This is a genomic window from Streptomyces showdoensis (assembly GCF_039535475.1).
Taxonomy (GTDB): domain Bacteria; phylum Actinomycetota; class Actinomycetes; order Streptomycetales; family Streptomycetaceae; genus Streptomyces; species Streptomyces showdoensis.
Genome location: NZ_BAAAXG010000029.1, coordinates 1 through 19,392 on the forward strand (window position 1 = coordinate 1; position 19,392 = coordinate 19,392).

Consider the following 19,392-nt stretch of genomic DNA (forward strand, 5'->3'; position numbering starts at 1 on the left):
ACGGACCCGGACCGTCGAAGTCCACGGCACACCACCCTGTACCGGCTCACCGAGCACGACACCGCCCGCGAGGCCCGCCTCGAACTCCGCCTCACCCCCGGCCTGCAGGCCTTCGTCTTCACCTTCGCTGACACGGAGCCCCTCGTACGAAGAGCGCACACGAGAAGGGCGGTGCGCCACCGGTACGGCCGGCGGCGCACCCGCCCTTCGGCGGCCCCGGGACTACTTGGGCATGAGGACCGTGTCGACGATGTAGACGTGGCGTTGGCGGTGGGCACGTTGCCGCAGACGACCTTGGAGGAGTCGTTCACGGTGTACTCCTGGCCGGAGCCCTTGGTGGTGATCGTGCCCTTCTCCAGGGTCACGAACGTGCCGTTCTCCAACTGCTTCGGCGTGAGCTTTTCCCCGACGACGTGATAGGTGAGGATCTTGGTGAGGGTGGCCTTGTCGGCCAGGACCTTGTCGAGGTCGGCCTTGGGGATCTTGGCGAAGGCCTCGTTCGTCGGCGCGAAGACGGTGATGTTCTGGGCGTTGTTCAGGGTGTCGACCAGGCCCGCCTGCTTGACCGCGGCGACGAGGGTGGACAGGGCCGGGTTGTTGGAGGCGGCGGTGGCCACGGGGTCCTTGGCCATGCCCTCGAACGAGCCGGCCCCGTCCTTCGGCACACCGGCGCAGGCCGGTCCGAACGGGCCGTCGGACGCCATCGGGTCGGAGGACGTCTGCGCCGCGGGCGGCGCGGCCTGCGCGGTGTTCTCGGCGGACGACGTGTCCTTCCCGGAGTCGGAGCAGGCGGCGAGGGCGAACGGCAGGGCGGCCGCGGCGGCCACGGCCACCGCGGAACGACGGAAGCGCAGGGTGTTCATGGGGTGCTCTCCAGAGGTGAGGCAGGCGTACGGAGACCGCGGAGAGCATCCGGCGGCGACCAGCTCGCGGCAGGCGGGGCTCCCGGGTGCCGCGGGGTCGTCACGTCGGTGCTCATGTCCGGCATTCGGAGCGGAACCCCGGGCGGATGGGTGCGATCCGCCACCACGTGCCGGAACCGCGAACCGGGAACCGAGACCCGAGACCCGGGACCCGAGCCCCGGGACCCGGGAGTGGCCCCGTCGCCGCCGCCCCGCGTCTCGCCGGCGGCCAACCGGCGCGGGTGCGTCGCGGCCCTCGAGCGTCCGCGCGCCGTCCACGGAGGGGGCACGGCCGAAGCCGCCCCGTGGCCGGGGCGGCTTCGGATTCGTCACCACACCCCACGGAACGAGGGCATGGCCGGGCAGAGCGCGGCTCGGCTCAGGACCACAGGGTCCAGCGCTGGTTGACCGCACCGTTGCACGGGTACTGGCGCACCTGCTCCCCCCGGTGCCGCTCCAGGTCGCCTCCAGGCACTTGCCGCTGTGCACGGCACGCAGCTGGACGGCTCCGCCCGAGACGGCTTCCAGGCGCCACCGCTGGTTGGTGTCCCCGTCGCACTGCCACTGGATGAGTCCGGCGCCGTCGGCCCGGCTGGCGTCGTACACGTCGAGGCACTTGCCGCTGTGCCGCGCGACGATCGCGTAGCTGCCGTCGCCGTTCCGCACGAAGTCGAATGCCCCGCCCGCGGTGCGAGGCCGGGGCTCACGTCGAGGAGCATGGTCGGCGTGGTGTCCCGAGCGCATGGGGCGTGTGTCCCGAACCGCTGGGACGGGGCGGCGCTGGGGGGCCTGGTCGTCGCCGTGAGGGAGGACTTCGCGGCTCCTCCGGGCCCCGGATGTGCTTGACCGGAGGGCCAGGAGTGCCCGGGTCGGTCGATCACGGACGCGCCGGACCCGTCCCCCGGCCGGGCGGCCTTCCGGCGTTCACGGCGTGGCGCGGCGCTGCCGGGAGCAGGATGAGTGTGGTGCCGAGCCGGCGCCTTACCCCTGCCACAAACCCCCATAGGCGCGCCGAGGTGATTCCCGATGGTGACGGACCGGTACGGCAACCCCCTGCACGAGTGCACCCTGGAGACGGCCGGGCACCTGGACCGGGCCGTCGAGGCGCTGCTCCACTTCAGCCCGGAGGTCGAACGGGCCGTCGGTGACGCCGTCGACAGCGCGCCCGCCTCGCCGCTCGCGCAGTCCTTCGCCGCGTACTTGGGGGTGCTCGGTACGGAGCCGCGTGAGGCCGCGGCGGCACGGCGGCGGTTCCGGGAGTACCTGGCCGGGGTGGACGTCACGGCCCTGCCGGTGCGGGAGCGGCTGCACGTCACGGCGGCCGGCGCCTGGCTCGCCGGAGACCTGCGGCAGGCCTCCGGGCTGCTGGAGGAGCTGTCCGCCGCGTACCCGAGGGACGCGCTCGCCCTTGCCGTCGGGCACCAGCTGGACTTCTTCACCGGCGACGCCGTACGCCTGCGCGACCGGATCGGCGGAGCCCTGTCCGCCTGGGACCCCGCGGACCCGCACCGGGGGCTGGTGCTGGGCATGTACGCGTTCGGGCTTGAGGAGTCGGGTCACTACGCGCAGGCCGAGGAGGCCGGGCTCGCCGCCGTCGAACACGACCCTCGCGACGTCTGGGCGATCCACGCCGTGGTCCACACGTACGAGATGCAGGGACGCGTGTCCGAAGGCATCGGCTACCTCGACGCACGGCGGGCCGACTGGGCGCGGGACAACTATCTCGACGTCCACAACTGGTGGCACTACGCCCTCTACGCCCTGGAGGCCGGGGACACCGACGCCGCCCTGGCCGTCTACGACGCCTCGCTGCGCCACGACGGCTCGACGGGTCAGGCGATGGAACTGCTGGACGCGGCGGCGCTGCTGTGGCGGATCCACCTCGCGGGGATGCGGCCGCAGGCCCGCTGGGACGCCCTGGCCGACGCGTGGGCGGCGCGGGCCGACCCGCCGTACTACGCCTTCAACGACGTCCACGCGACCATGGCCTACGCCGGATCCGGACGCCTCGACGCGGCGGAACGGCTCATCGCGGACCGGCGGAGGTGGCTGACCCGCGCCGGCACGGACGCCGACACGGTCACCAACCACCGGATGACGGCCGAGATCGGACTCCCGGCCTGCGAGGCGCTGCTCGCGCACGCCCGGGGCGACCACGCCACGGTCGTGGACCTGCTGTGGCCGCTGCGCCGCAGGCTGCACGAGTTCGGGGGCAGCCACGCCCAGCGCGACGCCCTCCAGCGCACTCTGCTCGACTCCGCCCTCGGCTCCGGGCGGCACGAGCTGGCCCGGGTCCTCATCAGCGAGCGGACCGGCCTCCGCCCTGACAGCACGTACAACTGGTCGGCACGGGCCCGCCTCGCCGACGCCCTGGGCGACACCACCCGGGCCCGCACCGCCCGCGACCACGCCCGGGCAGCGGCGACCGCCACGGCCCGGGCCCTCCGACCCGCGACCTGAAGTCAGCCGGCCGCCGGCAGTACGGCGGGCGAATTCGCGCCGGGGATCAGCAGCCGGGGCTTGCCCGAGCCGTCGGCGGCGACCGTCCACACGTCGTTGGTCCCGTCGGGGCGCTGGAGGGCGTACGCGACGGTGGCGTCGTCCAGCCAGGCGGCCTGGTCGTCCACGTTCCGCGTCTCGGCCAGTTCCGTGCGCCGGAGCGTGGCCAGTTCGAGGACGGTGACCCGCCAGCCCTTCGCCGGGTCGGCGCCGACCGCCTGCTTGAAGGCGATCCGCTCGCCGTCGGGGGACAGCGACGGGCACTCGACGTTGTCCGCCAGGGTGCGCAGGGTCCTGGCCGCGAGGTCGCCCTCCACCAGGGAGCGCGTGCCGGCGCTGGAGACCGTCGCGTAGAAGCGGTTGCCGCCGGCCGCGAACGTCACTCCCCAGACGTTGATGTCCGCGGCCCGGTAGCGCCGGCCCTCCCGGAAGACCGCGAAGTCCTCCAGTGAGGGGACGAGCCGGCCCGTGCGCGTGTCCAGGACGCCGGTCCGCGTCGAGAAGCCGCCGCCTGCGTACGAGTCGCCGCCCACGAACAGCGTCCAGGCCACCATGCGGCCGTCGGCCGAGACCCTGGTGCGGTTGGGCAGGCCGGTCAGGGGGACGGTGCGCCGGGTCTGCTGTCGCTCGTCGAGCACCAGGAGCCTCGGGGCCGCTGAGCGCTCCGGCGGGCGTGAGGCAGGCGGTCGTCCCGCCCGCCGTGTACGCGCGGTCGCAGTGGGTCGACGTGACGGTGCGCGGTCCTGACGGGTCGTCGAGCGACACCGTGGACAGCAGCCCGTTGCTCAGCACCCGGACCCGTACACCGGGGTGGCGGGCAGCGTCCGGGGAAGCCGCGGCGCCGGCCGGCGTCCGGTCGGCGCCGGCCTTCGCGTCGGACGTCGTGTTCTGGCGGGCACGGACGACCGTGGCGGCCGCCAGGGCCGCCAGCAGGACGGCGGCGAGCACGGTGACGAGGATCTTCACGCGCTGGGAAGGGGCGTTGGTCATGGCCTTCATGAGGAGGAGCCGGGCCTTTCGTGCGGGGTCCGGGGTTGCGGGGTTTACGGGGGATACCGGGGGCGCCGGGGAATCCGGGGCGGTCTGGGGCGCCGGCGAGGGCTGCGGGACCTCCGCGCCCGCGGAGTCGGGGCGGCCCGGCGCCGCAACGGCCCGAGCAGCAGCGCCGTCGCCGCGCCCACCACCACGACCGCCACCGCCGCTCCCCTGCTCGCCGCCTCCGCCCCCCACGCCTGCCACGCCAGGCCGAAGAGCACGGACGAGCCGAGGTACGCGAGGGCCTGGCCGCTCTGGACCAGGGCGATGCCCGTCGTGCGCAGGCGCTCCGGCAGGACGGGGCCCGCCAGGGCCATCAGGACGCCCTCGGTGGAGGCGTAGAAGAGGCCGTACAGGAAGAGGACCGTGACCAGGAGGGCCGGGCCGTCCAGGGGGCCGTGCAGGAGCAGGTAGACCACGGCGAGGACTCCGTAGCCGCCGAGCATCACGGGCAGGCGTCCGATCCGGTCGGCCAGGGCCCCGAGGGGGGCCGCCAGGAGGAGGTAGGAGAGGCTCGTGCCGACGGCGAGGAGGGGGAACCAGCCCAGCGACAGGGACTCGCGCCGCTGGAGGAGCAGGTACACGAAGCCGTCGCCGACGGTGGCCAGTCCGAGGAGGCACGCGGCGCCCACCAGACGCCGTACCGGGGCCTCCCGCAGCAGGCGTCCCACGGCGCGCGGGGAGACGGTGCCCGTCGGCGGGCGGGCCGTCCTGTGGTCCCGTACGAAGAGGAGGAGGACCAGCACGCCGAGGGCGGCCACGCAGAAGCTGGTGACGAAGACCGCCTCGAAGGACTGGGCGGCGGCCGTGAGCACGGCGAGGGCCGCGAGGGGGCCGGCGAAGGCGCCGAGGCTGTCCATCGCCCGGTGCACCCCGAAGGCCCGGCCCAGCGCGTGTTCGGGGGTGGAGAGGGTGATGAGGGCGTCGCGGGGAGCGGTGCGCAGGCCCTTGCCCGCCCGGTCGGCGGTCAGGACCAGGCCGAGCGCCGTCACGGAGCCGCCCGCCGCGACCAGGCCGAGCTTCGCGAGTGCCGACAGGCCGTAGCCCGCTCCGGCGACCGCCTTGCGCCGGCTGACGCGGTCGGCGACGTATCCGCCGACGACCCGGAGCAGGGCCGTGGCCCCGGTGTTGAGGCCGTCGAGGGCCCCGTACGCGAGCGGGCTGAGCTGCAGCCCGAGGACGAGGTAGAGGGGCAGTACGGCGGTGACCATCTCGGCGGAGACGTCGGTGATCAGGCTGACGGTGCCGAGTGCGAGGACGTTGCCCCCGACCACCCGCAGGCGGCCGCGCCGGCCGGGTGCCGCGGAGTCGGCCGGCAGTTCCGTCCTGCCGATGGTGGAGAGATACACGGGGGTGACGACCTCCGGGTGCTGGGATGGGCCGGCGCCGGACACCGGTCGCGCCGCCGCAGGTGGGGGGCGGCGCGTACGGCGTCCGGGCCGGTGGAACGGGTGCCGGTCGGGCAGGTGCCGATCGGGCAGGTGCCGGTCGGACGGGGTCAGTGGCAGGTGCCCGTGCCGCTGTCGTTGTACGTCTTGCCCGCCTGCGGCACGAACTGCCAGTCGTAGCTGTTCGCGTGCAGGGTGAGCTTCAGGACGCCGAAGGTGTCGTTGTTGCGGGCCTCGCTGTTGGCCTGGATGGTGCCGAAGCCGTAGAGGTCCGCGCCGCCCATGCCCCGCGACGAACTGCCGCAGACCGCGGGCGGTGTCGAGCTGGCCGCTCGGGTTCTGCGGGGCGAAGCGCTCGTACTGGTGGTTGTGGCCGGTCAGGACGACCTCGGCGTTGTAGTCGTACAGCGCCTGGACCAGGGGACCCGTCGCGGGGTCGGGGGCGTGGCTGGAGCTGGAGGTCCAGCGCGGCTTGTGCCAGTAGGCCACGGTGCACTGCTTGGTGCTGGCGGCGAGGTCGGCGCGCAGCCACTTCTCCTGGGCCGAGCCGACGGCCATGGAGGTCTCGGAGTTCAGCGAGACCACGTGCCAGTTGCCCAGGTCGTACGAGTAGTAGCCCTGGCCCGAGGGGCCCGCGCCGGCGCCGAAGTAGCTGTAGTACGCGGACGCGCCGGAGGTGTTGTAGTCGTGGTTGCCGGGCGCCGGCTTGGTGCGGGCCTTGTGGCGGCCCCAGGTCGGCTCGTAGTACGTGGAGAAGTCCGAGGCGGTGCCGTTGGGGTAGGCGTTGTCGCCGAGCGTGAAGACCGTGCCGGAGATGGTGTCGAGCAGGTTCGCGGTCGCGGTGTCCCCGGAGCCCGAGGTGGCGATGTCGCCCGCGCCGACGAGCACCGGGTCACCGGTCGGCGGCGCGGTGGTGGAGGTGGGCGTCGGGGTGGTCGGCGTCGGGGTGGGGGTGCTGCCGGTCTCGATCACCAGCTGCGGCGCGGTGGCGCCGGTCTCGCGCGAGTCGTAGTCGGCGCCGTTGCTGCTCGACGAGGTGACGCCGATGGCGAAGGTGCCGTTGCCCTTCACGTACGAGGTGACGTCGACCTCGTACCAGGTGTTCCGGGCGACGGCGCCGAGGGTGCCGAGGGTGGCGCCGTCGATGGCGGGCCGGTTGTCGTACGTGACCGAGGTCTCGGACCACGTGGTGTTCGACATCGCGCGGAACGTGCCGCCGTTGGTGGCTTCTGCGCCGGAGACGTCGTCGACGTGGATCCGGAGCTTCGCGCTGGTCACCGGCTGGGCGAGGCCGGAGACGTCGAAGCGCAGCAGCAGCTGCTTGACGGGGCTGTTGTCCACGCCCAGCTGCTGTGCGGCGCCGTAGTTCGTGGCGGCGTTCTGGCTGTCGACGTACGTGTCCGCCGTCGCGGTGTACGTGGTGCCGGCCGCGGCGGCGGTGGGCGCGAGGCCGGTCAGGGCCGTGGCGGCCAGGGTGCCGAGGGCGAGGGTGCCGACGAGGGCCACCATGGTGGCCTTCCGACTGGGCATGACAAACCTTTCGATCGCGGGACGAGGGCGAGGGAAAGGTACGGCGCACGTGAAGATCCCGGGTGTTGCGGCGGAGTTGGTGCGGTTGCGGTCGGGTGAACTGCGGGGGCCGGGCGGCTCCCGACTCCCGGCTTCCGCCCCGCCGGAGACCCGGCGGGGCGGAAGCCGGGTGCGGAGCCGACCGCCCGGTGCGCGCGCCGGCCGGGCGGCTCCGCGGACTTCGGGGCCGGAGTCCGCGCACCGCCCGGCGTCGCTGTCGCTGTCGCAGTCGTCGCTCAGGGGCGGTGGCGCAGGGCGCCCGGCCACCAGACCGCGGGGCCGATGTCCCGGACCAGGGCCGGTACCAGGAGCGAGCGGACGACCAGGGTGTCGAGGAGGACGCCGAACGCGACGATGAAGGCGATCTGGACGAGGAACGCCAGCGGGATCACGCCGAGCGCCGCGAAGGTCGCCGCGAGGACGACGCCGGCCGAGGTGATGACCCCGCCGGTGGCGACCAGGCCCCGGCGCAGGCCCTCGCGGGTGCCGTGCAGCTCCGTCTCCTCCCGTACCCGCGACATGAGGAAGATGTTGTAGTCGACGCCGAGGGCGACGAGGAAGACGAACCCGTAGAGCGGGACGGCGAGTCGGTGCCGGTGAAGCCGAAGACGTGCTCGAAGACGAGGGCCGAGACGCCCAGCGTGGCCAGGAGGTTCAGCGCGACCGTCGCCACGAGGAGGACGGGCAGCAGCAGCGAGCGCAGCAGGCCGACGAGGATGACCAGGATGATCGCGAGCACGACCGGGACGATGAGCCCCCGGTCCCGCGCGGCGGTGACCTGGGTGTCGTACTGCTGGGCCGTCGTGCCGCCGACGAGGGCGTCGGCCCCCGGCACCGCGTGCAGGGCGGTGCGCAGGTCGGCGACGGTCTCCTTGGCGGCGTCGGAGTCCGCGGCGTCCGCGAGGGTGACGTCGATCCGGACGCGCCCGTCCACCACGAGGGGTGCCGGGGTTCCGGGGGCCGCGTAGGGGGTAGCGGAGGCGACGCCGTGGACCGCCTCCGCGGCCGTACGGACCTGCTGCGCGGCGTCCGCGTCGGCGATGACGACGGCGGGGTTGCCGGCGCCGCCCGGGAAGTGTTCGCTCAGGCGCGCCTGGGCCGTGACGGAGGGCGCGTCGTTGACGAAGATCTCGTCGAGCGGCACGCCCTTGGAGTCGAGGGTGACGGAGAACGCGGCGCAGGCGAGGAGCCCGGCGAGGGACGCCGCCCAGACCCGGCGCGGTGCCCGGTCGACGAGTGCGGCGACCCTGCGCCAGACGGGGTGGGCGGCTTCGGCGTCCGTGGTGGCCTTGGGGCGGGCGGGCCAGTAGGCGGCGCGGCCGAGCAGGACGAGGGCGGCGGGGAGGAACGTCAGCGTGCTGAGGACGGCGCAGCCGATGCCGATGGCGCCGACGGGGCCGAGGGCGCGGTTGTTGGTGAGGTCGCTGAGGAGGAGGGCCAGCAGGCCGAGGGCGACGGTGGCGGCGCTGGCGACGATCGGGCCGAAGGACTGCTTGAGGGCGGCGCGCATCGCGGGGACGCGAGCCCCGTCGCGGGCACCCAGTTCCTCGCGGTAGCGGGCGGCGAGCAGCAGGGCGTAGTCGGTGGCGGCGCCGATGACCAGGATGGACAGGATGCCCTGCACCTGGCCGTCGACCCGGACGAGGTCGTGGTCGGCGAGGACGTACACGATGGCGCAGGCGAGACCGAGCGCGAACACGGCGCCGATGATGATCAGGAGGGGAAGCAGGACGCTCCGGTAGACGAGGAGCAGGATGACCAGGACGGTCACCAGGGCGACGACCAGCAGGAGTCCGTCGATGCCGGCGAAGGCGTCCCGCAGGTCGGCCTGGGTCGCGGCGGGGCCGCCCAGCCACGCCTCGGTGCCCGGCACGGCGGACACGGCCGCGTCGGTCGCGGCGAGCGCGGAGGGCAGTGCGTCGCCGAGGTCGGGGCGCAGCGGGACGACTCCGCGCAGGGCCTTCCCGTCCTCGGAGGGAAAGGCCGGGGAGGGTGCGCCGACCACGCCCTCGGCGCCCTTGAGGGAGGCCAGCGCGCGGGTGGCGGCGGCCTGTGCGGCCGGGTCGACCCGGCCGCCGTCCCGGGCCGTCCAGACGACCAGGAGGGGCAGGGTCTCCTCCTGGCGGAACGCCTCCTGGGCCTGGAGGGCCCGGGTCGACTCGGCGCTGCGCGGCAGGAACGCGGCCTGGTCGTTGGTCGCCACCTCGCCCAACTTGCCCGCGTAGGGGCCGAGTCCGCCTCCGACGGCGAGCCAGACGACGAGCACCAGCAGGGGCAGCAGTCTGCGCACCCAGCGTGCGGCTGTGGACATGGGACGCTCCCGAAAGTCTCTTGATGGTCAACTATCTCAATGATCGAGAGATATTGAACCACGGCCGCCGCATCCGCCGGCCGTCCGCGGGGCGAAGGGGTACCGACGGTGCCACGGGGCACCGTCGGGCGGCGGCGAACGACACGGCGGCCACCACGGGAAGGACAGCGAACGTGACGCCTCGGACGACGACGGGCAGCGGGCCGGACGGCTCCCCGGGCAGCGCCCCGTACGACACGGTGGTCGTCGGCGCGGGCGCCGCCGGGCTCGCCTGCGCGGGCGACCTGAGCGCGGCGGGGCTGCGGGTGCTCCTCCTGGAGGCGGGCGACGCGGTCGGAGGCCGGATGCGCACCGACCGGGTGGCAGGCTTCACCCTGGACCGCGGCTTCCAGGTCTTCAACACCGCGTATCCGCAGGTCAAGCGCCGCCTCATGCTCAAGGCGCTGCGGCTGCGCCCGTTCACCCCCGGGGTCCTCATCCACACGGACGACGGGCCGCTCCGCTTCACGGACCCCAGCCGGCAGCCGGCGCGGAGCCTCGATCTGCTCCCCGGGCGGCTCATGTCCGGGCGTGACCTGCTGGCCGTCTCCGCGCTGTCCGCCCGGGACGCCCTGGCACCGGCCTCCGTGCTGCGGCACGGCTCCGACGGAACGACCCTCGACGCCCTCGCGGCGGCGGGCGTGTCACCGCGACTGGTGGAGACGTTCTTCCGCCCGTTCCTCTCCGGTGTCTTCCTGGAGGACCGGCTGGAGACCTCGGCGCGCTTCTTCCACCTGGTGTGGCGGAGCATGCTGCGCGGCACCCTCTGTCTGCCGGCCGAGGGGATCGGCGCGGTGCCCGCCCAGCTCGCGGCGCGGCTGCCGGCGGACGTGCTGCGGACCGGGACCGCCGTCCGCGCCGTCACGCCGCGGGGCGTGACCCTCGCGGACGGCCGCGAGGTGGCCTCGCGCACGGTCGTGGTGGCGACCGGCGCGCGTACCGCGGCGGAGCTCCTCCCCGGGCTCCGCGTGCCGGACGGCCGGACGGTCACCACGCTCTACCACGCGGCGGCCCGGCCGCCGCTGGAGGAGCCGGTGCTCGTCGTCGACGCGCGGCGCAGGTTCCTCAACACCTGCGTCCTGACCGCGGTCCAGCCCGGGTTCTCGTCCGACGGCCGGGCGCTGGTGTCGACTTCGGTGCTGGGCTCCCCCGACGCGACCGCCACCGAGACCGTCCGGCGCGACCTGGGCGAGGTGTACGGGACGGACACCGGCGGCTGGGAGCTGATCCACCGCGTCACCGTCGCCGACGCCCTGCCCGCCATGCCGGGCCCGACTCCGCTGTTCCGTGCCGCGCGGTGGGCGCGCGGCCGGTACACGTGCGGGGACCACCGGGCGACCGCCTCCCTCCAGGGCGCGCTGGCGTCGGGAGCGCGGGCCGCCCGCACGGTCCTGGAGGACCTCCGCTCGGGCGCGGCCTGAGCCGGTTCCTCAGCGGCGGGGGGCGCGGAGGGCGCCGAGTTCCACGTTCAGGGCGTCGAGGTACCGCAGGACGACCGCGAGCTCGTCCGCGGCGAAGCGCCCGTTGGCGCGTCCCGCGGCCTCGGCGAGGGGCAGGAAGTGGGCCCGCGCCGAGCCGCGCGCGTCGGGGGCGTAGTGGACGCGCACCACCCGGCGGTCGTCGGCGGCCCGGCTGCGCCGGACGTGCCCCGCCTTCTCCAGGCGGTCGAGGCAGGCCGTCACGGCGCCGGACGTGAGGCCCAGGTGCTCACGGAGGAGTCCGGGGGTGCAGGTGTCCGGGTGGTCGAGCACGAAGGCCAGCGCGTGGACGTCGGTGGGGTGCAGCCCCTCGTCGGCGGCGAAGCCGTGGACGAGGCGGTTCATCTCGCCGATCGTACGGCGCAGGGCGACGGCGAACTTCCGCAGGTCGGCCGGGTCGCCCTGGTCGGCGGTCGCGGGCGTCGCGGGCGTGGACGGCTTCGCCGGCGTGTCCGCCCCGTCCGCTGTCGCGGTCGGGCTCGCCGTGAACTCGGTGTCCGCCGGTTCCTTCGAGCCCGGCGCGTCCGTCTTTCCCGCCGCCGTCGTGTCTCTGTCGCTCGCAGCCTCTGCCGCTGCCGCGTCCGTCTGTGCATCGCCCACGCGCCCAGCCTATGCGGGCGTCGGCGGTGCCGGAGAGTCGGCCGCCGGCGTCGGGGCGGACGCCCGTCAGGGCACCGGCCCCGGCCGCCCGCCCCTACCGCCGGTCGCCCGCCCCTACCGCCGGTCGCCCGCCCCGGTCACCGGTCGCCAGCCCCGACCGCCGGTCGCCAGGCTCGGCGACCGGCGGCTGTCGGCTGGCGGCTGGCGGCTGGCGGCCGGCTACCGGCTCCCGGCTCCCGGCTCCCGGCTCCCGGCTCAGCCCGAGGGCCGGCCGGTTGCGGTGAGCTCGGCCACGCTGGTCCACGGGCCGCGGTTGCCCGCCTCGGTCAGGGCCCGAAGCCTCAGGTAGCGGCCGGACTTGGCGGTGAACGCCACCCGGGTCGCCGCCGCGGTGTCCGCGAAGGTGCCCGTGGCGACGGGGGCGCCCCAGGAGGTCGTGCTGTCGGAGACGTACAGCTCGTAGGAGCCGATGCGGCCGTTGACTCCCCCGTCCTGGCGGGGCAGGTGGGTCACGGAGTCGACGTCGTACCGGGCGCCGAGGTCGATCTGGATCTCGTGCGGGAGCGCCGCGGCGCCGTTGGACCACTTGGTGTGCCAGATGGTGGACGGCTTGCCGTCGATGGCGTTGGCGGCGGCGCCGTTCTCCGAGGCCGTCTCCTGGCTGTCGGCGTAGCGGACGCTCCAGCCGGCCTGGCTGATCGGGCTGCTCGGGGCCGTACCGCCGACGGCCGTGCCGGCCGGGACGGTGAGGGCGGTGGCGGTGACCGTGAAGGCGGTGCCCGTCCCCATGCTGCCGGTCTTCACCCAGAGCGTGCCCGAACGGTCGGCGGCGTCGTAGAACCAGCCGGTGGCCGCGGCGTTGTACGCGGCCTTGCCGGCCAGCGCCGGGAGGGTGGTGGTGCCGACCTTGACGGTTCCCGGTGCGCTCGCGCTGCGCAGGGCGAACTCGTAGCCGCGGGCGGCCGGCTTGCCGGTGTAGGTGCCCGTGCTCGCCCCGACGGAGACGGTCACGTCGCCCGTGCCGGAGGCGGGCGCGGTGACGTCGACCCGCTGGCGGGCGGAGGCGCCGGTCTTGTAGGCGCGGGTGACGCCGTCGTCCTCGTAGAGCGTGAAGGAGGAGGTGCCGCGCGGCTGGATGTCGTACGTGAGGGTGGAGACGGGCTTCTCGCCGGTGTAGTTCATCTGCGGCCACATCGGGACGACGGCGCCTGCCTTCACGAAGAGCGGCAGGGTGTCGAGCGGGGCGGAGTAGCCGTCGAGCCAGCCCGGGCCGTTGTAGACCTTGCCGGTCCAGTAGTCGGTCCAACTGCCGGCCGGCAGGTAGATGCCGTCACGGGTGGTGGTGTCGGAGACGACGGGGGCGACCAGGAAGGAGTCCCCCGCCATGAACTGGCCGCTGGTCTGGTTGCCGCGTGCGACGGGGTCGTTCGGGTACTCCAGGACCATGGCCCGGGTGGCCGGGACGCCGGTGTCGGTGGCGTTGCGGCTCATGGTGTACATGTACGGCATGAGCCGCATCTTCAGCTGCAGGTACGTGCGGTTGATCGACTGGTACGGCTCGGCGAAGCGCCAGGGCTGCTTGTCCTGGTAGCCGGCGGAGGGGCCGGTCGCGCCCCAGCCGGACATCGTCATGAACGCCGGGGTGAAGGCCTTCCACTGGAGGTCGCGGACGTACGTCTTGGGGCTGCCGCCGAAGATGCCGTCGACGTCCCCGCTCGCGTAGTTGAGCGCGGACAGACCGGCGCCCGCGATGGCCGGGACGTGCCAGCGCATGGCGTCCCAGGTGCCGGAGGTGTCGCCGGTCCACACGACGGCGTTGCGCTGGGTTCCGGCCCATCCGTCGACGGTCCACACGAAGCGGCGGGCGTCGGAGTTGTTCTCGATGCCGTCCACGGCCTGCTTGACGCCGTTGAACGCGGTCTTGTACCCGCCGCCGATCCAGGCGACGTCCGTCTTGACCGCCCGCGAGCCGGCGGTGCCGACCTCCCAGCCGATGCCGGAGAGGCCGGTGGAGGTCCACAGGCCCGTCTGGAAGCCCTTCGCCTTCAGCTGGGTGACCGTCTCGGGGAGGCTGGTGTAGCCGCAGCCGTAGCCGTCGTTGGGGAGGAACCAGCCCGAGGGCATGTCCGCGGCGCGGGCGTCCGTGGCGTAGCCGACCACGTCCGGGGTCGTCTGGTGACGGAGCCGGTTGTGGTCGCCCTGGTAGTCGGGGTTGGAGGCGTTGAAGCAGTCGGCGTTGCCGAGTTCGAGACCCCAGATCGGGGCGAGGAACGGCTTGCCCGTGACGTCGGTGTACCCGTTCAGGACGTCCTTGAGGGAGGTGCCGGCGAAGTACCAGGCGTCGAAACGGCTCTCGTTGTGGCGCAGGGAGGTCGGCGCGGTGAAGGCGTACGAGCCCGGGGACCAGGTGTTGCGCATGACGCCGTAGCCGTTGGTGGACATGTAGAAGGGCGCGGGGCTGGCGTTGGTGTTCTCGGTCCACTGGTTGGAGACGGCGACGGGCACGGTCTTGTCCCGCAGGGCCCATTCGCCGAGGCGCAGGCCGGTTCCGTAGAACTGCTCGTCGGCGGCCCGGGTGAGGTACTGGGTGGTCTGGGAGCCGGTCCAGTTGGTGGGCTGCGCCTCGGACCACAGCAGGGTGGAGTCGTCGGCCCGGTAGAGGGCGAAGGTCAGCGGGGACTTGTTGATCCGCAGGCTGATGGCCGGGGTCCCGACCCGGTAGTAGGACCCGGCGTCGGTCAGGGTGGCGCCGACGGAGCCGAAGGCCGTGTTGACGGCGAGGTCCGTGCCCGCCGGGTCGTCCGTGAAGGCCCCGTTGGGCGAGAGCCAGATGCGGAAGATGTCCGACCGCGCGATCACGACACGGGCGGCGGCGCCGCTGGACGTGGCGACGGTGAAGGTGTCGCCGGACCGGGTGACACCGGTGACGTTGCCCGCGGTGGCGGCCTGCGCCGACGACGCGGGGAGAATGACGGACAGGAGGGCGCCGATCAGCGCGGCGACGAGCAACATGGCGGTGCGTCTGGGGCCCGGTCGCGGGCGTGGCGGGGCGTACGGGGTTACGGCGGTCATGCGGCTGGTTCTCCTCACGAGGTCTGCGGCTCCGGGGACGCCGGGCAGTGGTCGTTGGAGCTCCCCCGCGCGTGGGGGCGTGAGACATGGCAGCAGCGAGGCATGGATGACGTCAAGTGCTCAAACAGGCATGGTTACGCGCAAGTTCAAGCATCCCTGGTCACGCGCGTGCATCGCGCCGCGAGGCCGCGAGGCCGCGAACGGGAGCGTGCCGCTGCACGGCCGGCGGGCGCAGGAGCCCTGCACGGCCGGCGGGTCGTAGGAGCCCTGACGCGCTGCACGGCCGGTGGGCGCGCAGGACGTCCCCCGGCCGCGCCGGGTGCGCTCTGCCGCCCGGTTCGATCCTCTTGCCGTTCCGGCACCGGCAGGCGATTCTGGGCCGGTGCCAGGTCAGGGGAAGAGGAAGCGGCGGCAAGAGGCCGAGAGGCGGCGGCTCGCTGCGCGCACGGCGCCGGACGCGGGGCGGTGGGAAGTGGTCGTCGACACGCAGGACGGGGCGGAGTTGCGCGCACACGTGCGCCGCCTCGCGGAGGAAGGACTCGACGAGTCGATGATCCGCGTCGACATGCCGTGCAGCCGTCCCGTGCGGCCGACCACCTATCGGCTGAGCCGGTTCGTGGCGGACCCGGCGCGCGAGGGCGGCCTCGAGCCCTGATGCCCCGAGGCCGTCGGCCGCCGCATCACGGGAACGGCCCGACGCGCCCTCAACCGCCACCGTCGTCGGACGACCCGCGGCCGCGCCCCGCGCCCGGCGCGCCACTGACCTGACCGAGTCCCGCGCGCCCTCCTGGGCGACGGTGCCGGCCACAGGAACCGGCCCCACCCCTTCCGCCTTCGGTCGCTCACACGTGCCGGAGCGGCTCGTGATGGCCGGAAGTCTGCGTCGCGTGACGAAGACTCGATGGCCGCAACACGTAACGTCCGTCAGGCCGTTTTGACGGGAGTGGGGTCGGGAAGAGGTTGGCGGTGCGGGACGGGGGATCAAGGACCGACACCAGGGGGAATCATGCGGACCGACGATGCCGAGGGCACGCCCGAGTACTGGGATCCGGCGCATCCGGTCCTGAAGATCCTGCGCGCCCGGCGGGACTCCGGGAGCCTGCCGGGGCAGCGGACCGACGGCGCACGGGTCGCCCTGGCCGTCGAGGGCGGCGGCATGCGCGGGGTGATCTCGGCGGCGATGCTGTCCCAACTGGAGGACTACGGCTACAAGAACGCCTTCGACGTGGTGTACGGCTGCTCCGCCGGCGGGATCAACGGCGCCTACTTCCTCGCCGGCGAGACCTGGTACCCGCTGTCGATCTACTACGACGACCTGACGACCAAGCGGTTCGTCGACTTCTCCCGACCGCTGCGCCGGCGCCCCATCCTGGACCTGTCCTACTCCTTCGACCACGTCATGGAGCGGGTGAAGCCGCTGGACTACGAGGCGGTGCTCCGTTCGCCGATTCCGCTGGCCGTCCCCGTCACCGACGTCGACGCCTTACGGACCGTGGTGCTGCGGGAGTTCTCCTCACGGCAGCACCTCAAGGACGCGTTACGCGCCTCCGCGTGGCTTCCGGTCGCCGTCCCCGGCACGGTCGCCCTGCCGGACGTGCCGCGCGCCGTCGACGGCGGCGTCCTCACCGCCCTGCCGTTCCGGCTGGCACTCGACGACGGCTGCACCCACGTCCTGTCGCTCAGCACTCGGCCGATGCGGCCGGCCGGCAGCGGGTTCAACCTGCTCCACCGCTTCACCTACCTGCACCTGGAGAAGGTGCGCCGCGGACTCGGCAGCGGCTATCTGGCGGCGATCCGCGAGAAGCACGACGACCAGGAACGGCTGCGCCGGATGCGCACGGCGCCCGGCGCCGACGGCCCGTACGTGCTCGACCTGGCACCGCTGCCGTGGATGCCCGAGCTCAAGCGACACGAACTCAAGCACGGTCCGCTCCTCCGCCACGCCCGGATGGCCTACGGGATCGCCTTCTGCGCCACCGAGGGCAGACCGGCCGGCCTGATCCGCAGGGGAGGCATCCGTGCCATGCCGAGACTGATGGTGGTGGACAGCGCGCATGGACGATCAGGGCACCACACTGGACCGGCTGCTCGCGGCCCTGTCCGGCCTGAGGGGCTATGACGACCCCGAGGCGGGCCGGTTACGGGACCTCCTCGGACTTCCCGCCGACGGCCGGCCGGAGACGGCCCGGCACAAGGCCAGCCGCCTCGGGCTGTGGCGGCGGCTCCTGCACGACATACCGCTGGACGAGCGGTCCTTCGACGACCGCTTCGGCCCCGGCGGCAGGCAGGGCACGATCACCGCGCTGGCCTCCTGGTGCCTCGGGTACCGCGGGTGGACCGGCCGGCAGCGGGCCGGCCGGTCCGCACAGGCCGAGCCGCTCGGCCAGGCGGAGCTCTTCGGCTTCGTCACCCTGTTCCTGCTGACGCTGCTCGGCCTCGCCGAATCGGAGGCCCAGCGCTCGCTCTCACCCACGGGCGCCGGCGCCGGCCAGGGCGGCCGGGCGCTGACGCACGACTGCGGCGGTGTCTGCGGAGTCCTGGTCGAGGAGGTCGCGGTCGCCGAGGTCATCGCCGACGTGTACAGCCCCGAGCGGGAGCCCGCCGGGCGCCGCCCGCCCGTGGCCGGGGGCACCGCGGCCCGCGAGTGGCGGGCGATGCAGCGCAAGCTGCGCTTCCACCGCCACGGCAGCACCTCGATGATCCTGCGGGGCAGCACCGCGGACGCCGTCCACGGCACCCGCCCGGAGTTCGCCCTGAAGTTGATCCTGTACCCGTTCACCCGGATCGCGACCCTCGCCCAGGCCACGCGCGGCTACGCGGAGACGTACGGCACGGCGAGCACCGGAGCCCGTCACCTGGTGCGGGTCTGGGCCAGCTTCGACAGCTGGATCCTGATGGACTTCGTCGAGGGCAGAACGCTCGCCGAACTCGTCCGCGAGGAGGCGGACCGGGAGCCGGCCGACGGGCGGCGGGCGTCCCCGCTCAGCCTCGACCTCGACCGGCTCCGGGACAAGGGGCTGCTGCTCTTCGACGCACTGGAGGAGCTCCAGCGCATCGCGCGGGAGGACCCGGTGCGCGGCGGACCCAAGGGCGTGCACGCGGACCTCACTCCCTCCAACATCATCGTGTCCGCGTCCGACGGCACCTTCAAACTCGTCGACCTCGGCCGCAACTACCTCTACACCCACACGGTCACCGGCACCGGCGGCGCCGAAGCCCGCTACATCGCCCCCGAGGTCAGGGCCGGGGAGACCGACATCGCCCGGGCGGACCTGTATTCGCTCGGCCGGCTGCTCATCCTCTTCGGCACCGGGCAGGCGGGAGCCGAGGGAGTCGTACCGGACATCTTCTACATGCGCGCCACGCTCCTGGCCCGCTTCCTCGAAGACCTCGTCGACGCCGCCCCGGAGCGCCGGCTGCTCCTCTTCTCCCCCGGAACCGACCCGGCGCACACGTTCGCCCGGCTGAAGGACGCCTTCCTGGCCGAGCTCGAGATGGTGCAGGCCGCCGAGCAGGGCGAGAGCGTCCTGCGGGTCGAGACCGGCTGGCGCGCCTGGCGCGAGCTGCTCCGCCCGCTGGCCGGCGACCCGGGGCGCGAGTGGCGGCTGTGGCGGATGCGCAGACAGCGGAGCGAGCGCGCGGAACCGGGGCGCGGCTCGTTCGCCAACTGGCTGCTCGCCTGGTCGCTGCTGTCGGCGGCGATCTGGGCGGTGACGAACACCGTGGTCATCACCTGGATCCTGCGGGACCTGGACCTCTCGTGGGGCAACAACCTGGTCGCCCTGGTGCAGCGGGCCGCCGGGACCCCCGAGGGTCTCCCGATCGTCGACTCGTGGCGGCGCGACGACTACCGGGTGCCGGACTTCCAGGCCAACCTCCCGGCCCGGATGGTCGGGCTGTCGTACGCGATCGCGGCGCCGAAGTACTACCAGATGCTGTTCTCCGGTCTGACGCCCCTCGCCATCGGGTGGCGGGCCGGAGCGCTGACCCGGCTGGCCGTGGCGACGGAGGTGATCATGCGCCTGATGGCCTTCGTACCCTGTCTGCTCGTGCTGGCGATCACCCTCGTCGAACCCCGCTGGTGGCCGCTCAACTCCGCGATCGGGCAGATCCTGACGTGGCTGGCGAACGTGTTCACCCTGGCCTACATCCACGCGGTCATCCGCCGCTCCCGACGCCTCGGGATCAGCACGCTCCCCGCCGAGGACGACAAGATCACCGGCCTCTCCGCGTTCTCCCAGTGGGTACCCACCTCGCTCTTCTACTGCGTGGTCGTCATGACCATCGGCACGGCCCTCTACCTGCAGCTCCTCCAGGACGTGTACGTCTACGCGTCCGCCGTGACCGCGACCAACCTCTTCCTCTTCTACGCCATCAAGTGCGGCATCGGCGGCCCGCCGATCCGCGTCGCGATCGTCCGCGCCTGCCTGGCCGCGGAACGCGTGGGGCGGTTCGGGTGAGCGGTGCCGGTGAGCCTGCCGGGGCGGTATCGGTGAAGC

Annotated in this window: 10 protein-coding genes and 3 pseudogenes; 5 read left to right on the plus strand and 8 right to left on the minus strand. The window is 73.6% G+C overall.

The window, feature by feature from the left end; genetic code table 11:
* Nucleotides 1–222 precede the first annotated feature (222 nt).
* The 3 genes and pseudogenes from ABD981_RS37960 to ABD981_RS39010 form a co-directional block, all read right to left on the minus strand.
* A pseudogene (locus ABD981_RS37960) lies at nt 223–863 on the minus strand (fasciclin domain-containing protein).
* A 418-nt stretch (nt 864–1,281) separates the two neighbouring features.
* Nucleotides 1,282–1,377: an RICIN domain-containing protein gene (locus ABD981_RS39005; protein WP_425586555.1), complete on the minus strand. Its 96-nt coding sequence runs from the start codon at nt 1,375–1,377 to the stop codon at nt 1,282–1,284.
* Between the two features lie 17 nt (nt 1,378–1,394).
* A pseudogene (locus ABD981_RS39010) lies at nt 1,395–1,646 on the minus strand (RICIN domain-containing protein); the annotation flags it as partial.
* Nucleotides 1,647–1,928: 282 nt separating this feature from the next.
* Between ABD981_RS39010 and ABD981_RS37965 the strand changes: the two are divergent.
* Nucleotides 1,929–3,362 (plus strand): tetratricopeptide repeat protein, encoded by a 1,434-nt coding sequence (locus tag ABD981_RS37965; RefSeq protein WP_046909735.1) that lies wholly within the window; start codon nt 1,929–1,931, stop codon nt 3,360–3,362.
* Between the two features lie 2 nt (nt 3,363–3,364).
* On the opposite strand, the gene ABD981_RS37970 is transcribed toward ABD981_RS37965, so the two are convergent.
* The 3 genes and pseudogenes from ABD981_RS37970 to ABD981_RS37980 form a co-directional block, all read right to left on the minus strand.
* Nucleotides 3,365–4,039: a TolB family protein gene (locus ABD981_RS37970; RefSeq protein WP_345530564.1), complete on the minus strand. Its 675-nt coding sequence runs from the start codon at nt 4,037–4,039 to the stop codon at nt 3,365–3,367.
* Nucleotides 4,040–4,444: 405 nt separating this feature from the next.
* Nucleotides 4,445–7,354, minus strand: a complete 2,910-nt coding sequence (locus ABD981_RS37975; protein ID WP_345530565.1) for an MFS transporter — start codon at nt 7,352–7,354, stop codon at nt 4,445–4,447.
* Nucleotides 7,355–7,629: 275 nt separating this feature from the next.
* A pseudogene (locus tag ABD981_RS37980) lies at nt 7,630–9,704 on the minus strand (MMPL family transporter).
* 173 nt (nt 9,705–9,877) lie between these two features.
* On the opposite strand from ABD981_RS37980, the gene ABD981_RS37985 reads away from it, so the two are divergent.
* On the plus strand, nt 9,878–11,164 hold the full coding sequence (locus tag ABD981_RS37985; RefSeq protein WP_046909732.1) for an NAD(P)/FAD-dependent oxidoreductase: 1,287 nt from the start codon (nt 9,878–9,880) through the stop codon (nt 11,162–11,164).
* A gap of 9 nt (nt 11,165–11,173) precedes the next feature.
* Here the strand turns inward: ABD981_RS37985 and ABD981_RS37990 are convergent, their stop codons facing one another.
* Nucleotides 11,174–11,608, minus strand: a complete 435-nt coding sequence (locus ABD981_RS37990; RefSeq protein ID WP_046909770.1) for a MarR family winged helix-turn-helix transcriptional regulator — start codon at nt 11,606–11,608, stop codon at nt 11,174–11,176.
* Between the two features lie 468 nt (nt 11,609–12,076).
* Nucleotides 12,077–14,893, minus strand: coding sequence for a TIM-barrel domain-containing protein (locus ABD981_RS37995; protein WP_205628240.1), 2,817 nt, complete (start codon nt 14,891–14,893; stop codon nt 12,077–12,079).
* Between the two features lie 472 nt (nt 14,894–15,365).
* Here ABD981_RS37995 and ABD981_RS38000 point away from each other — a divergent pair, with 472 nt between their 5' ends.
* The 3 genes from ABD981_RS38000 (at nt 15,366) to ABD981_RS38010 (ending at nt 19,353) form a co-directional block, all read left to right on the plus strand.
* Complete coding sequence (locus ABD981_RS38000) at nt 15,366–15,548, plus strand: hypothetical protein (protein WP_240495343.1); 183 nt, start codon at nt 15,366–15,368, stop codon at nt 15,546–15,548.
* A 351-nt stretch (nt 15,549–15,899) separates the two neighbouring features.
* Complete coding sequence (locus ABD981_RS38005) at nt 15,900–17,012, plus strand: patatin-like phospholipase family protein (protein WP_123954801.1); 1,113 nt, start codon at nt 15,900–15,902, stop codon at nt 17,010–17,012.
* Nucleotides 16,948–19,353, plus strand: a complete 2,406-nt coding sequence (locus tag ABD981_RS38010) for a protein kinase family protein (protein WP_046909729.1) — start codon at nt 16,948–16,950, stop codon at nt 19,351–19,353. The genes ABD981_RS38005 and ABD981_RS38010 overlap by 65 nt, the downstream gene beginning before the upstream one ends.
* The last annotated feature ends 39 nt before the right edge of the window (nt 19,354–19,392 follow it).